Here is a 14,466-nt window from a genome sequence, read left to right as displayed (position 1 = left end):
GCAGCCGCCCGTGCCGCAGCGGCCGGTCGGCGCGGCCGAGGCGGGCGGCGCGCAGCGCGGCGTGGTCCCACGCGCCGGGCGCCTGCAGCCGGAACCGCAACGCGACGAGCCGGGTCACCAGCACCACGGCCACCGCGACGACCTGCGTCGTGACGTCCAGTGCGTCCCCGCGCCACAGCAGCACCAGCGCGACCGCGCCGAGCACCGACGGGATGGCGTAGAGCTGCCGGTGGTGCAGCACCACGGGGACCTCGCCGGTGAGCAGGTCGCGCAGCACCCCGCCGCCGACCCCGGTGATGACGCCCGCGCACACCGCGGCGGTCGCACCGACGCCGTAGCTGAGCGCCTTCACCGTCCCCACCACCGTGAACAGGGCCAGCGCCCCGGCGTCCAGCACCAGCACGAACCGCCGCAGCCGGTCCAGCCCCGGGTGCGCGGCCCACGTCACCAGTCCCGCCAGGCACGCCGCCGCGACGAAGTGCCAGTTGGCGATGCCGACGGGCGGGATCGCGCCGATCAGGACGTCGCGCAGGATGCCGCCGCCCAGGCCCGCGACCCACGCGAGCACCAGGATGCCGAAGATGTCGAAGCCCTTGCGGACCGCCGCCAGCCCGCCGGACAGGGCCCCGACGAACACGCCGAGCAGCTCCAGCAGGTACTGCAGGGGGAAGTCGTCGAGCACAGGGGAGATCATGGCAGTCGCAGCAGGTGGACGGCGCACCGGGCGACCTCCGCCGGATCCGCGCCGCGGGGTGGCAGTCTCGTGCGGACGATGGGAGATGTGATGGCTGAGCTGGAGCTGATCGGACTGCACGAGGACGGGGAACACCTCGTGCTCGCGGCGGCCGACGGGCAGCGCTACCGGCTGCACATCGACGAGCCGCTGCGCGCCGCCGTGCGCCGGGACCGTCCGCAGCTGGAGCAGATCCGCGCCGAGCAGTCCGGGGTGCCGAGCCCCCGCGAGATCCAGGCGCGCGTGCGCGCCGGGCGGACCGCGGCGGAGATCGCCGAGGAGTCCGGGCTGACCGTGGAGCAGGTGCGCCGGTTCGAGGGGCCCGTGCTCGCCGAGCGCGAGTTCGTCGCCGAGCAGGCGCGCGGCACCCGGGTCGGCCGGGACGTCGGTGCGCCGGTGCTCGGGGACCTGGTGGTCGACCGCCTCGCCGCGCGCGGCGTGGACCCGGCGGCGGTCGCGTGGGACGCATACCGCGAGCAGGGCGCGGGCTGGGTGGTGCTGGCGCGGTTCGCCGTCGACGGCGACGCCCGCGAGGCCCGCTGGTCCTACGACGCGTCGACCCGGACGGTGCACGCCGAGGAGGACGAGGCGCGCTGGCTGTCCGAGACGGAGATCGCCGACGGCCCCGTGCCGCGCCGCCACCTGTCCGCCGTGCGGGACCTGGTCTACGACGTGGACGCCGACGCGCGCTCCGTGCTCGCCGCCGTCGACGGCCCCGGCTCCGGCGTCGGCCCGCTGCACCGCGACGAGCCCGCCGAGGACCCCGCCGACGACCTGCGCGCCACCCACGAGCTGCTGGACGACCTGCGCGCCCGTCGCGGGCAGCGCCAGACCCTCGACCTCGAGGGCGACGGGGACGACGAGGAGTTCGGCGGGTTCGGCCCGCAGCACGCCTTCGACTTCGGGCAGCTGGACCTGCCGGACGTCGGCGGCTCGCACCCCGTGGACGCGGACCCCGCGGCCGAGGCCCGGGTCTACCCCGTGCCGGTGCGGCCCGCGGCGGAGCCGGAGACCCCGGTCGCGCTGGAGCCCGGCGAGGAGCCGCCGGCCCCCGAGCCGGCGGCGGTGGAGCCCCCGGCGGCCGAGGAGCGGGAGACCCGCCCCCGCGGTGGTCGGCGCGGGCGCCCGCAGGTGCCGAGCTGGGACGAGATCGTCTTCGGCGCGAAGCCGGAGTAGCCCCGGCTCAGTCCTCCCCGAGGACCCCGAGCGTCTGCGCGGACATCGCCGCCGCACCCGAGGTGCGCGCGGTGGCGCGCAGCCGGTGGTGCCGGCGGCACAGCACCTCGTACCCGACGGCGTCCTCGGCGTGGTCGTCCGCCACGTCCACGTCGCCGACGACGACCTGCGCGCCCTCGACCACCATGACGCCGTGCACCGTGCGGGCGTTGGTGGTGGCGCGGGCCCCGCACCAGCACAGCGCCTGGACCTGCAGGGTCTCGACGCGGTCGGCCAGCGCCAGCAGGCGGGCGGAGCCCGCGAACAGCTGGGTGCGGAAGTCGGTGGTGATCCCGAACGCGAACACGTCCACGTGCAGGTCGTCGACCACGCGCCCGAGCTGCTCGACCTGCTCGGCGGAGTAGAACTGCGCCTCGTCGCAGATGAGGTAGTCCACGGCCCGCCCCGCGGTGCGGCGCGCGACGACCTCGGCCCAGAAGTCCGTGGTGTCGGTGACCTCGTGCGCGCCGACCGACAGGCCCAGGCGCGACGACAGCCGCGCCTCGCCCGACCGGTCGTTGCGCGTGAACAGCACGCCGTCGCGCCCGCGCGCGGCGTGGTTGTGGTGCATCTGCAGCGCGAGCGTGGACTTGCCGCAGTCCATCGTGCCGGAGAAGAAGACCAGCTCGGCCACGTTCCGTCCTGTCCTGTCGGGTCCGCGCCGGTCGGGCGCGTGGGGTGCCGTCACGTGTGCACGGCGAGCAGCGGCACGCGCATCTCGGCGGGGGTGAGCGAGCCGTGCACGCCCTTGAGCTGCAGCGAGGCAGCGGTCTGGGTGCGCGAGTCCACGACGGTCGCCCGTCCGGTGGTGGCGACGACGAGATCGCCGAGCAGCGGGGCGACGTGCTCGGCGACCTCGCCGAACAGCCCCGCGCCGACCGCCTCGTCCCGGGTCAGCACGACGGCGTCGTCCCCGAGGACGTCGGTCCACCGGTCGGCGACCACGAGCGGGTCCGCCCCCGGGACCAGGTGCACGTGCAGGGCGCGCGGCTCCCCCGCCACGAGCGCGACGTCCGCCGCGAGGCCGGCGTCGGTGCCGACGTCGTGCCGCCGCGCCGGGTCGACGTCGACCATGCCGTGGTCCGCCGTGACGACGACGGACGCGCCGCGCGGCAGGGACCGCGCCAGCCGGCGCAGCTCGCCGTCGAGGGCCTCGACCTGGTCGCCCCACTGCCAGGAGCCGACGCCCTCGTGGTGCCCCGTCTTGTCGACGTCGCCCCAGTACAGGTAGACCAGCCCGGGCTCGCGCAGCAGCCGGAGCGCGGCGTCCACCCGGTCGGGCAGGGACTCCGCCGCCCGGTAGCCGCCGCCGCGCAGGGCTGCCTCGGTGAGGCCGGAGCCCATGAACTTGCGGGGGCCGACGGTCGTCACGGTGACGCCGTGCGCCACCAGGGACTCGAAGACGGTGCGCTCGCGCTGCCAGTCGCGCGCGGGGCCGAGGCCCTCCCACGACACCATGTTCGCGAGCCGCCCGTCGCGGGGGTTGCGCACCGTGTACCCGACGAGGCCGGTCCGTCCGGGGTTGGTGCCCGTGCCGAACGAGCCCATCGAGGCGGCCGTCGTGGACGGGTACCCGGCGGACAGCGGGGCGGAGCCCTCCAGCAGGGAGCGCAGGAACGGGGCGTGCCCCGCGCGCTCGACCAGGTTCTCGTAGCCGAGGCCGTCCACCAGCACGACGCAGACGCGGTGCGTGGTCGGCAGGCCCAGCCGGGCGCGGGCGTCCGCGCCGCCGGGTACCGGCGAGCCGAGCGCGTCGGAGAGCGCGGGCAGTAGCCCGGACAGCGACCGGTCGGTGTAGTCCGGCTGGACGAGGCCCGCGTCGGCGAGCCGCACCGGGACCGTCGAGGAGGGAGCGGTCGTCATCGTCAGCGCGCGCTCGCCGCGGACAGCCGGCGCGCGAACGCCACCGCGTCCCGCACCGCGCCGGCGCCCTCGGCGACCGCGCTGACCCGCACGACGACGTCGTCCGGGGTGAGGGTGCCGGTCAGACCGTGGTCCGCCTCGCACGCCGGGTCGCCGCACGTGGCGGGCTCCAGGTCGACGCGGGACACCGCGCCCCAGCCGATCGCGAGCGTGAGCTCCGTGGCGGGGGTGCCGGGGGTGTGCTGCTCCGGGGAGCCCAGCACGTGCGTGAGCGCGACCGAGCGCAGCTCCGACAACGGCACCGCCTCGGTCGTCGCGGCGGCGCTGGCCGACGGGTGCTCGCTGTCCGCCGGGTGGTCGTCCACGTGCGCGACGACCAGGCGCGTCGGGGTCAGCACCAGCACCGTGACGTGCCGCCGCACCTCCGCGGCGTCGAACGTCGTCTCCGGGTGCACGAGGTGCGCCTCGACGGGCTCGTCCGCGAGGGCGACGTCGAGGACGTCCGCCACCAGCTCCGGGTAGTAGCCGGCGCGGTGCAGGTCGCGGTTCAGGTCGGTGGACGGTGCAGGCACCCGGACATCCTCCCACCGTCCGGGGCGAGCCGTCACACCCGCGCCCGGGCACGGGGCGCGGGGGCGGCGTCAGACGGGCAGCGCCCGCCGCGGGCCGTCCGCCCGGGTGCCCGCCACCCCCACCCGCGCCGTCGCGCCGAGCACGTACGCGCCGTGCTCGGCCACGACCACGGGGTTGAGCTCCAGGTGCAGCAGCTCCGGCAGCTGGTCCGCGAGCACCGACACCCGCGCGAGCACGTCCTCCAGCGCCTCGACGTCCAGCGGCGGCACGCCGCGGTACCCGAACAGCCGGGGCGCCGAGCGGGGGGCCCGGACCATGTCGGCCACGTCCACGTCGGTCAGCGGCGGCACGGCCCACGCGACGTCGCCGAGCAGGTCGGTGGTGTCCCCGCCCAGGCCGAAGCCCAGGACCGGGCCGAACAGCGGGTCCTCCGACGACCGGATGACGCACGCCACCCCGTGCGGGGCCATGGCCTGCACCTCCAGGGGCGCGCGCCCCGGCGCGGCCGGGTGCGCCGCGGCCAGCGCGAGCACCTGGGCCACGTCGGCCCGCAGCTCGGCCTCGTCGTGCACGTCGAGCCGCACCCCGCCGAGGTCGGAGCGGTGCCGCAGCGCCGGGGCCGTGGACTTCAGCGCCACCGGCCACCCCAGGCGCCCGGCGGCGGCGACGGCCTCGTCCGCGTCGTGCACCGGCACGGACGGCAGCACCTCGACGCCCGCGAGCGCCAGCAGCTCCGCGGTGCGCTCCGGGCCGAGGTCCAGCGACTCGCGCGTCCCGGCCTCGTCGAGCCACCCGGCGATCGAGCGGCGCGCGGTGCGGGCGTGGATGCCCTCGGGCGCGACCAGCCGGCCCCGGTCCGCGGCACGCCAGGCGCCGTACCGGGCCGCCTGCCCGAGCGCGAGCACCGCGTCCTCGGGGGTCGTGTACGCGGGCACGGTGCGCGGGGTGCCGTCGGCGTCGGGCGCGGTGAGCTCGGGGGTGGCGCCGTGCAGGCCCAGCAGGCACGCCACCGACGTCCGGCCCGAGCCGGCGGCGTTGCGGGCCAGCGCCTGGGCGACCCGCAGGTCCAGCGGGCCGACCGTCGGGACGTGCACGGTGACGACCACGTCCACGTCCGGGTCGGCGTACACCTCGGCGAACGTGCGCGCCACCTTCGCGTCGTCGGCGTCCTCGTGCAGGATCGCGGGCGCGCGCTCCACGGAGAACCCCGCGGTCCCGGCGGCCTCGGCGACGAGGGCCGCCATCGCGGAGGACGACGCGACGACGGCAGCGCGGCGACCCGGCGGCAGCGGCTGCAGCGCGAACAGCTGCGCGGCCTCCAGCATCTGGTGCGTGTTGTCGACCAGCACCACCCCGGAGCGCCGCATCACCTCCTGGAGCGTGTGCCGGGAGGTCTGCGTCGGGCGCACGGCGTGCCCGGGCGGCACCACGTGGCCTGAGCGCCCGGCCGTGACCACCACGACGGGCTTGACCCGGGCGAGCCGGCGCGCGACCCGGGAGAACTTGCGCGGGTTGCCGATGGACTCCAGGTACAGCGCGACCACGTCGGTGCTGTCGTCGTCCTGCCAGAACTGCATGAGGTCGTTGCCGGACACGTCCGCGCGGTTGCCCGCGGACACCAGGTGCGCCAGCCCGAGGTGCCGGCGGCGCACCGACCCGAGGATCGACACCGCTGTGGAGGCCGACTGGCAGAACAGCCCGATCCGCCCGGGCGGCGGCGGGTCCTCCGAGAGCGAGGCGTTGAGCAGGCCCCCGGCCGCGTGGGCGAGCAGCCCGTACGACCGCGGGCCGACGACCCGCAGCCCCGCCGCGTGCGCCGCCCGCAGCAGGGCCCGCTGCAGCGCGAGCCCGGTCGGGCCCTGCTCCGCGTACCCGCCGGACAGCACCACCACCCCGCGCACCCCGAGCCGCCCCAGCCGCCGCACCGCCGCGACCGCCTCGGGGGCGGGCAGGGCGAGCACCGCGAGGTCGACAGGACCCTCGACGTCGTCCAGGGACGCCCAGGACCGCACCCTGTCCCCCGCCCGCGCCACGACCTCGGCCGTGGAGGCCGCCGGGTCGGCGCCGTCGCCCGGCACTGACGGCAGCCCGACGACCTGCACCTCGACCGGGCGCTCGGCGCCGCCCGCCGCCGTGACGGCACCCGTGCGGTCCGCCGGGTCCGGCCCGCGCTCCCCCAGCCCCACCAGGTCGGCGAGCACCCGCGCCGCACGGCGGTCGTCCAGCGACCCCGGCGCCACCCCGGGCGACGTCAGCACCAGCACCGACCGGGCGGTCAGCAGCCCCTGCACGCTGCGCGCCTCCGCGGAGCGCTCGCGCGCCATCATCACCGCCAGGGAGCGGTCCGTCGGGTCGATGTCGAACACCACCGTGACGACCCCGTCGTCCAGGTGCTGGCGCAGCGAGTACCCCGCCTCGCGGAACACCGCGATCATCCGGCCGTTCTGCGGCAGCACCTCCGCGGTGAACCGCCGCACCCCGCGCTCGCGAGCCGCCGCCGCCAGGTGCTCCAGCAGGACCGAGCCCAGGCCCCGGCCGTGGTGCGCGTCCGCGATGTTGAACGCGACCTCCGCCTCCTCCGGGCCGACCCGGTCGTACCGGGCGACGCCGATGATCGCGTCGTCCCCCGTCACCGCGACCAGCGCCACCCGGTCCCGGTGGTCCACCGTGGTGAACCGCGCGAGGTCCCGGTCCGGCAGCCGCTCCAGCGGCGCGAAGAACCGCAGGTACGTCGACGCCTCCGACTGCGCGACGTGGAAGGCCTGCAGCGCGTCGGCGTCGTCGGGGCGGATCGGGCGCACGTGCGTGGTGCTGCCGTCCCGCAGCACGACGTCCGCCTCCCAGTCGCCCGGGTAGCCCGCGTCGTGCTGCGCGTGCGTCCCACCGGTGCCCTCCGCCATGCCCCCGAGCCTATCGGGGCACCCGCCGCGCGTCGTGGTCGTCCCCAGGGGCCGTCACCGGCGACAATGGGCCGTCCGCACCGCCCACCTCCCGGGAGCCCGACCGCATGGCGCGCCGCAGCAGCACCCCCGACGTCCCGCCCGAGGACGTCGCCGAGCGCATCGTCGACATCGACGTGAGCACGGAGATGGAGGGCTCGTTCCTCGAGTACGCGTACTCCGTCATCTACTCGCGCGCCCTCCCGGACGCCCGCGACGGCCTCAAGCCCGTGCAGCGCCGCATCCTGTTCCAGATGCACGACATGGGCCTGCGGCCCGACCGCCCGTACGTGAAGTCCGCGCGCGTCGTCGGCGAGGTCATGGGCAAGCTGCACCCCCACGGCGACACCGCGATCTACGACGCCATGGTCCGCATGGCCCAGCCGTTCTCGCTGCGCCTGCCCCTGGTCGACGGGCACGGCAACTTCGGCTCGCTCGACGACGGCCCCGCCGCCCCCCGGTACACCGAGGCGCGCATGGCCCCCGCCGCGACCGCCATGACCGGGAGCCTCGACGAGGACGTCGTGGACTTCGTCCCGAACTACGACAACAAGCTCACCCAGCCCGGCGTGCTCCCCGCCGCCATCCCGAACCTGCTCGTCAACGGCGCGTCCGGCATCGCCGTCGGCATGGCCACCAACATGGCGCCGCACAACCTGGTCGAGGTCGTCGCCGCCGCCCGGCACCTCGTGCTGCACCCGGACGCGAGCCTCGAGGACCTCATGCGGTTCGTCCCCGGGCCCGACCTGCCGGGCGGCGGCAAGATCGTCGGGCTCGACGGCGTCCGCGACGCCTACCGCACCGGCCGCGGCGCGTTCCGCACCCGCGCGACCGCGCGCATCGAGAACGTCACCGCCCGCCGCAAGGGCATCGTCATCACCGAGCTGCCCTACACGGTCGGCCCGGAGAAGGTCATCGAGAAGATCAAGGAGGGCGTGCAGTCCAAGAAGCTCTCCGGCATCTCGGACGCCATGGACCTCACCGACCGGCAGCACGGGCTCCGGCTCGTCATCGAGGTCAAGACCGGGTTCGACCCCGACGCCGTGCTCGAGCAGCTCTACCGGTACACCCCGCTCGAGGACTCGTTCTCCATCAACAACGTCGCCCTGGTCGAGGGCCAGCCCCGCACCCTGGGCCTGCGCGACCTGCTGCAGGTCTGGGTCGACCACCGCATCTCCGTCGTGCGCCGCCGCAGCCAGTTCCGCCTGCGCAAGAAGCAGGAGCGGCAGCACCTCGTCGAGGGCCTGCTCATCGCGATCCTCGACATCGACGAGGTCATCCAGGTCATCCGGTCGTCCGACGACGCCGACACCGCCCGCACCCGGCTGCGCCAGGTCTTCGACCTGTCCGAGCCCCAGGCCGAGTACATCCTCGAGCTCCGGCTGCGCCGCCTCACCAAGTTCTCTCGCGTCGAGCTCGAGGCCGAGCGCGACGCCCTCGCGCAGGAGATCGCCGCGCTCCAGTCGATCCTGGGAGACGAGGCCCTGCTGCGCGGGACCGTCAGCGACGAGATGGCCGAGGTCGCCGCGACCTACGGCACCCCCCGTCGCACGATCCTGCTGGAGTCCGCGGGCGGCAGCGTCACCGCCGCCGAGGGCGCCCCCGCACCCCGCTCCGGCCGGGCCGCCGCGCCCGCGCTCACCCTGGAGATCGCGGACACGCCCTGCTACGCGCTGCTGTCCGCCACGGGCCTCGTCGCCCGCACCGGCAGCACCGACGTCACCCTGCGGGCCGACGCCACCGCCGCCCGCGCCCGGCACGACGTCCTCGCCGGGGCCGTCCCGACCTCCGTGCGCGGCGACGTCGGCGTCCTCACCAACCGCGGCGTCGTGCGCAAGATCTCCGTGCTCGACCTGCCCGGGCTGCCGCCCACCGACGGCGCACCGAACCTGTCCGGCGGCCTCCCGCTCGCCGAGCTCGTCGAGCTCGACAAGGGCGAGCGGGTCGTCGGCCTGGTCTCGCTCGCCGCGGACGCGCCCACGCTGGCCCTCGGCACCGCGCAGGGCGTCGTCAAGCGCGTGTCCGCCGGCGAGGTCCCCGGCAACCGCGACACCTTCGAGGTCGTCTCCCTCAAGGACGGCGACGAGGTCGTCGGCTGCGCCGCCGTCACCGACGACGACGAGCTGGTCTTCGTCGCCTCCGACGCGGCCCTCCTGCACTTCCCCGCCGCCGCGGTCCGGCCCCAGGGCCGACCCGCCGGCGGCATGGCGGGCATCAAGCTGGCCGCCGGGCACCGGGTCGTGCACTTCGGTGCGCTCGCCGCGCAGGACGCCGCCCCGGACCTCAGCGACGACGCGACCGACGGACCGGTGGTGGTCACCGTCGCCGGGTCCTCCGGCGCCCTGCCCGGCACCCAGGGCGGCAGCGCGAAGGTCACCCCGTTCGCGCGCTACCCCGGCAAGGGCCGCGCGACCGGCGGCGTGCGTGCGCACCGGTTCCTCAAGGGCGAGGACGCGCTGATCCTCGCCTGGGTCGGTCCCGCACCCGCGCGGGCCACCGGGTCCGCGGGGCAGCCCGTCGACCTGCCGCCGCTGGACGACCGGCGCGACGGGTCCGGCCAGCCGCTCGCAGTCCCGCCGGTCGCGATCGGCTGAGACGGGACCCGGCCGGGCAGCGGGCGCGCGGCCGACGGCACGGTCGCCACTCGTCGCCGAGCGGGCGTCGAGGTGGTCATGCGTTCCCGAGGTCGTCCGTCGTGAGTGACGACCTCGGGAACGAGTGACGACCTCGCTGACGGGCGACCGGGCTGGGACCGGAGCGCGTCGGCGGCGCGGGCGCTCGGGTCAGCGGGCGCGGCCGGAGGCCGCGATGCGGGTGCGGACCAGGACCGCGACCTCCATCAGCGCGTCGACCTGCTGCGAATCCAGCGGGGCGATCAGCAGCTCGCGCACGAGGGCCCGACGCGTGGTCTGCGCCGCGACCGCCGCGCGCACCCCGGCGGGGGTCAGCCCGACGACCGTGCCGCGCGCGTCCTGCCGGTCGCGGGCGCGGGTGACGAGCCCGCGGGTCTCCATGCGGCGGAGCTGGTGCGACACCCGGCTGTCCTGCCACTCGGCGGCGGCCGCGAGGTCCTTCGCGCGCAGCCCGCGCTCGCCCGCGCCGAGCAGCGGCTCCAGCAGCTCCAGGTCCGCGACCGACACCCCGGCGTCGGCACCGAGGCCGCGCTCGAGCGCCGTGAACATCTCCCGGGACAGACCCAGGTAGGCGCGCCACGTCGCGTCCTCGTCGACCGGCGCCGCGACGCCGTCCCGACCGTGCTCCACTGCCGTCATGGGCTCAGCGTAGAGCCCTCGCGCGCACGCTTGGATCCTCTGGGGGGCGACGCGCGGGAACGCTTCCACACCGACCCGGACCACCGGTGGCAGCGAGGGCGTCGGAGCAGGTCAGAGCTCGATCGTGAACAGCGCCGAGCCGTGCGTGACCTCGTAGCCGAGGCTCGCGTACAGCCCGTGCGCGCCCGACGGGTTCGCGGTGTCGACGTCGAGCTCGGCGTACTGCATCCCGTCGGCCAGGAACGAGCGCATCGACGCCGTCAGCAGCGCCACCGACAGCCCCTTGCCGCGCCACGCACGGCGCACCCCGAGCAGCTCCGAGTAGCCCGACGTGTACCCGGCGACCGGCCAGTCGTGCTCGTACCGGCCCGCGACGGTGTACCCCGCGACCTCGCCGGTCGCCTCGTCCACCGCCACGTGGCTCCACTGCGGCGCGAACATCGCCCGGCCGATCTGCCACGACTCCGGCGTGCGCGGCTCGCTCCCCCAGTGGTCGGCGAACGCCTCGTTGTGCGCGACACGCACCGCGTCGTCCAGGGCGTCGCTCCACGGCTCCAGCCGCACCCCCGGCACCGGGCGCACCTCCGGCAGGGGCAGCGACAGGTCGCGGCGCATCTCCGCGTAGTAGCGGATCGGCGTGAACCCCGCCGCGCGGTACAGCGCCACGGCGTCGGCCCGGTGGTCCTCGATGAACACCGCGATCCGCCCGGGCACGTCCTTGCCGGACTCCGCGAGCTTCTGGCGCGCCCGCGACGTCGCCCACGACATCAGCGCCCGCCCGATCCCCCGCCCGCGCCACGCGGGGTCGACCCCGCCCGACACGTACGCGCGCACCGTGCGCACGTCGCCCGGCGGGACGTCGACGGCCATCCACGCCCGCGGCACGCCGTCCGAGTCCAGCCCCACGCGCGAGTCGCGGGCCGGGTCCTTCCAGTCGCCGTCGAAGCCCTCCGCGACCTCGACCTCGCTGGTGCGGGACGGCTGCGCGTCGAACTCCTCCGTGCGCGCGACCAGCGCCGCGAGCACGGGCACGTCCGCGCGGGTCAGCGGACGCCACGTCAGGCCGGTCATCGCCTCGTCCGGCTCGGGGAGCACGGCGGGCGCGGCGGCGCGCACGGCGATCGGCGCGAGCGGGGCGGACGGCGAGGGCTGCGTGTCGGACATGCCCCCCACCGTGCCCCGCGCGGGCTCGGTCTGTCACGCGGAATCCGCGTCCTGACCAGCCCGTGGACGCCCGGTCAGGCGTCGATCTGCGAGGCGTCCAGGCTGTGCGCCCCCGCGACGATGAAGTCCTTGCGCGGCGCGACGTCCGAACCCATGAGCAGCTCGAACGTCTCCTCCGCGCGGCGGACCATCGCGTCGGCGCTCTCCGCGGCGGGCAGCGTGACCCGGCGCAGGGTGCGGTGCCGCGGGTCCATCGTCGTCTCCGACAGCTGGTCCGCGTCCATCTCGCCCAGGCCCTTGTAGCGCTGGATGTCGTCCTTGTAGCGCTTGCCGGACTTCTGCAGCTTCTTCAGGGTCGCCGCGAGCTCCGCCTCCGAGTACGTGTAGATGTACTCGTTCTTGCGGCTGCCCGACCCGATGACCTCGATACGGTGCAGCGGGGGCACGGCCGCGTACACGCGCCCGGCCTCGACCAGCGGCCGCATGTACCGGAAGAACAGCGTCAGCAGCAGCGTGCGGATGTGCGCTCCGTCGACGTCGGCGTCGGTCATCAGCACGACCTTGCCGTACCGGCGCGCGTCCAGGTCGAACGTGCGGCCGGACCCCGCGCCGAGCACCTGGATGATCGCCGCGCACTCCGCGTTGCGGAGCATGTCGGAGATCGACGCCTTCTGGACGTTGAGGATCTTGCCGCGGATCGGCAGCAGCGCCTGGAAGTCCGAGGACCGCGCGAGCTTCGCGGTGCCGAGCGCGCTGTCACCCTCGACGATGAACAGCTCGGTGCGCTCCACGTCGTCGCTGCGGCAGTCCGCGAGCTTCGCGGGCAGCGAGGACGTCTCCAGGGCGGTCTTGCGTCGGGAGATCTCCTTCTGCTTGCGGGCGGACACGCGGGCGCGCATCTCCCCCACGACCTTGTCCAGCAGCGTCGCCGCCTGGGCCTTGTGCTCGCGCTTGGCCGAGGTCAGGATCGACGCGAGCTCGGTGTCGACGACCTTCGCCACGATGGCGCGCACCGGCGCGGTGCCCAGGACCTCCTTGGTCTGGCCCTCGAACTGCGGCTCCGCCAGGCGGACCGTCACCACGGCCGTCAGGCCCGCGAGCACGTCGTCCTTCTCGATCTTCTCGCCGCCGTCCTTGGCGGAGATCTTCAGCCGGCGCGCGTTGGCCTCGACCTGCTTGCGGACCGTGCGCAGCAGCGCCGTCTCGAAGCCCGCCAGGTGCGAGCCGCCCTTGGGCGTCGCGATGATGTTGACGAACGTCCGGACCTCGGTCTCGTAGCCCGTGCCCCAGCGCAGCGCCACGTCGACCTCGCAGTCGCGCTGCACCTCCTGCGGCGTCATGTGACCCCGGGAGTCCAGCACCGGCACCGTCTCCGTGAACTGGCCGGCACCCGTGAGCTGCCACGTGTCCGTCACCGGTGCGTCCGGCGCCAGGAAGTCCGCGAAGTCCACCGTCCCGCCGTCGTGGCGGAACACCTCCTCGTGGGGGCCCTCCTCGCCCGGGGTGCCCGGCAGGCCGCGCTCGTCGCGCACCGTGATCGTCAGGCCCGGCACCAGGAAGCTGGTCTGCCGGGCGCGCGTCACGAGCTCGTCGTAGGAGAACACCGCGCTCTTCGGGAAGATGTTGCGGTCCGCCCAGTAGCGGATGCGCGTGCCCGTGCGGCCCTTCGCGACCTTCCCGACGACGTCGAGCTGCGACCGCGCCACGAACGGCTCGAACGGCGACTCCGGGGACCGGCCCGCCGCGTCGTCGAACGTCCCGGGCTCGCCCCGGTGGAACGTCATCCGGTGCGTCTTGCCGCCCCGGTCCACCTCGACGTCCAGCCGCTCCGACAGCGCGTTCACCACCGACGCGCCCACGCCGTGCAGACCGCCCGACGCGCCGTAGGACCCGCCGCCGAACTTGCCGCCCGCGTGCAGCTTGGTGAGCACGACCTCGACACCGGTCAGACCCGTCTTCGGCTCCACGTCCACGGGGATGCCGCGGCCGTTGTCCCGGACCTCGACCGACGAGTCGGCGTGCAGCACGATGTCGATGCGCTCGCCGTGCCCCGCCAGGGCCTCGTCGACCGAGTTGTCGATGATCTCCCACAGGCAGTGCATGAGCCCGCGCGAGTCCGTGGACCCGATGTACATGCCCGGGCGCTTGCGGACGGCCTCGAGCCCCTCCAGCACGGAGAGGTGGCGGGCGGTGTAGCTGGACTCGGCAGAAGCGGTCGACACGAGCCCCGAGGGTAGTCGAGGATACCGACACCACCGACGGCGCCATGCCGGTGAGGCCCTCGATCCTCAGGGAGTCGTGCGCGGAGTGTGTCCGCGGGGTGACATCTGCTTCGCGGTGAGCGAACCACCCGGTCCCGACGGGAAGGATCCGGCTCCGGGATGGTTGTATGACAACGTGACGGAGACGATCGAGACCCAGAACCCGCTGACCGCAGCCGACCGCTGCGACCGCTGCGGCGCCCAGGCCTACGTCCGCGTGCATCTGCCCGTGGGCGAGCTCCTGTTCTGCGCGCACCACGCACGGGAGCACGCACCCAAGTACTCCGCGATCGCGGTGTCGGTCCAGGACGAGACCGACAAGCTGCTCGCCGAGCACGGAGCGGGCGCAGGCGCCGCGCGCTGACCCGACGACACCGAGAGGCCCCCGGGGATCCACCCCGGGGGCCTCTCGCGTCTGCGGAGGGCTGACGACCGATCGCGGCGAG

The 14,466-nt window shown here is 75.4% G+C and carries 11 protein-coding genes; 3 read left to right on the top strand and 8 right to left on the bottom strand.

Translation table 11 applies throughout. The annotated features are described in order from the left end of the window. A partial coding sequence (locus EBM89_RS08840; protein WP_233571638.1) for a trimeric intracellular cation channel family protein occupies positions 1-682 on the bottom strand: 682 nt, incomplete at its 3' end. Positions 683-784: 102 nt separating this feature from the next. On the opposite strand from EBM89_RS08840, the gene sepH reads away from it, so the two are divergent. Continuing rightward, positions 785-1,909, top strand: a complete 1,125-nt coding sequence (gene sepH, locus EBM89_RS08835) for a septation protein SepH (protein ID WP_122149076.1) — start codon at positions 785-787, stop codon at positions 1,907-1,909. Between the two features lie 7 nt (positions 1,910-1,916). Here sepH and EBM89_RS08830 read toward each other — a convergent pair whose 3' ends face one another. The 4 genes from EBM89_RS08830 to EBM89_RS08815 all read right to left on the bottom strand — a co-directional run bounded on the left by EBM89_RS08830 (position 1,917) and on the right by EBM89_RS08815 (position 7,284). After that, a complete protein-coding gene (locus EBM89_RS08830; RefSeq protein ID WP_122149075.1) occupies positions 1,917-2,582 on the bottom strand; it encodes a thymidine kinase in 666 nt (221 codons plus the stop codon). Between the two features lie 50 nt (positions 2,583-2,632). Continuing rightward, positions 2,633-3,811 carry an alkaline phosphatase family protein gene (locus EBM89_RS08825; RefSeq protein WP_122149074.1) on the bottom strand — a complete coding sequence of 393 codons (1,179 nt, stop codon included), beginning with the start codon at positions 3,809-3,811 and terminating at the stop codon, positions 2,633-2,635. Positions 3,812-3,813: 2 nt separating this feature from the next. Then, positions 3,814-4,383 (bottom strand): DUF5998 family protein, encoded by a 570-nt coding sequence (locus tag EBM89_RS08820; protein ID WP_122149073.1) that lies wholly within the window; start codon positions 4,381-4,383, stop codon positions 3,814-3,816. A 69-nt stretch (positions 4,384-4,452) separates the two neighbouring features. Beyond that, positions 4,453-7,284, bottom strand: coding sequence for a bifunctional acetate--CoA ligase family protein/GNAT family N-acetyltransferase (locus tag EBM89_RS08815; protein WP_122149072.1), 2,832 nt, complete (start codon positions 7,282-7,284; stop codon positions 4,453-4,455). Between the two features lie 107 nt (positions 7,285-7,391). Between EBM89_RS08815 and EBM89_RS08810 the strand changes: the two genes are divergently transcribed. Beyond that, positions 7,392-9,917 carry a DNA gyrase/topoisomerase IV subunit A gene (locus tag EBM89_RS08810; protein ID WP_122149071.1) on the top strand — a complete coding sequence of 842 codons (2,526 nt, stop codon included), beginning with the start codon at positions 7,392-7,394 and terminating at the stop codon, positions 9,915-9,917. 189 nt (positions 9,918-10,106) lie between these two features. Here EBM89_RS08810 and EBM89_RS08805 read toward each other — a convergent pair whose 3' ends face one another. The 3 genes from EBM89_RS08805 to EBM89_RS08795 form a co-directional block, all read right to left on the bottom strand. Next, positions 10,107-10,595, bottom strand: coding sequence for a MarR family winged helix-turn-helix transcriptional regulator (locus EBM89_RS08805; protein WP_122149070.1), 489 nt, complete (start codon positions 10,593-10,595; stop codon positions 10,107-10,109). 111 nt (positions 10,596-10,706) lie between these two features. Then, positions 10,707-11,759 (bottom strand): GNAT family N-acetyltransferase, encoded by a 1,053-nt coding sequence (locus tag EBM89_RS08800; RefSeq protein ID WP_122149069.1) that lies wholly within the window; start codon positions 11,757-11,759, stop codon positions 10,707-10,709. Positions 11,760-11,833: 74 nt separating this feature from the next. Continuing rightward, on the bottom strand, positions 11,834-13,981 hold the full coding sequence (locus EBM89_RS08795) for a DNA gyrase/topoisomerase IV subunit B (RefSeq protein ID WP_122149068.1): 2,148 nt from the start codon (positions 13,979-13,981) through the stop codon (positions 11,834-11,836). Positions 13,982-14,156: 175 nt separating this feature from the next. On the opposite strand from EBM89_RS08795, the gene EBM89_RS08790 reads away from it, so the two are divergent. Beyond that, positions 14,157-14,384: a DUF7455 domain-containing protein gene (locus EBM89_RS08790; RefSeq protein ID WP_233571637.1), complete on the top strand. Its 228-nt coding sequence runs from the start codon at positions 14,157-14,159 to the stop codon at positions 14,382-14,384. Positions 14,385-14,466 lie beyond the last annotated feature (82 nt).

The organism is Cellulomonas triticagri (genome assembly GCF_003696205.1).
Taxonomy (GTDB): Bacteria; Actinomycetota; Actinomycetes; order Actinomycetales; family Cellulomonadaceae; genus Cellulomonas; species Cellulomonas triticagri.
The sequence above is the reverse complement of the archived record's forward strand: the minus strand, read 5'-3'. Positions and strand labels throughout refer to the sequence as shown.

Excerpts from the sequence above, each read along its gene's own strand:
- EBM89_RS08810 (WP_122149071.1), top strand. The coding sequence starts at position 7,392 with ATGGCGCGCCGCAGCAGCACCCCCGACGTCCCGCCCGAGGACGTCGCC.
- EBM89_RS08805 (WP_122149070.1), bottom strand. The coding sequence starts at position 10,595 with ATGACGGCAGTGGAGCACGGTCGGGACGGCGTCGCGGCGCCGGTCGAC.
- sepH (WP_122149076.1), top strand. The coding sequence starts at position 785 with ATGGCTGAGCTGGAGCTGATCGGACTGCACGAGGACGGGGAACACCTC.
- EBM89_RS08800 (WP_122149069.1), bottom strand. The coding sequence starts at position 11,759 with ATGTCCGACACGCAGCCCTCGCCGTCCGCCCCGCTCGCGCCGATCGCC.
- EBM89_RS08825 (WP_122149074.1), bottom strand. The coding sequence starts at position 3,811 with ATGACGACCGCTCCCTCCTCGACGGTCCCGGTGCGGCTCGCCGACGCG.
- EBM89_RS08815 (WP_122149072.1), bottom strand. The coding sequence starts at position 7,284 with ATGGCGGAGGGCACCGGTGGGACGCACGCGCAGCACGACGCGGGCTAC.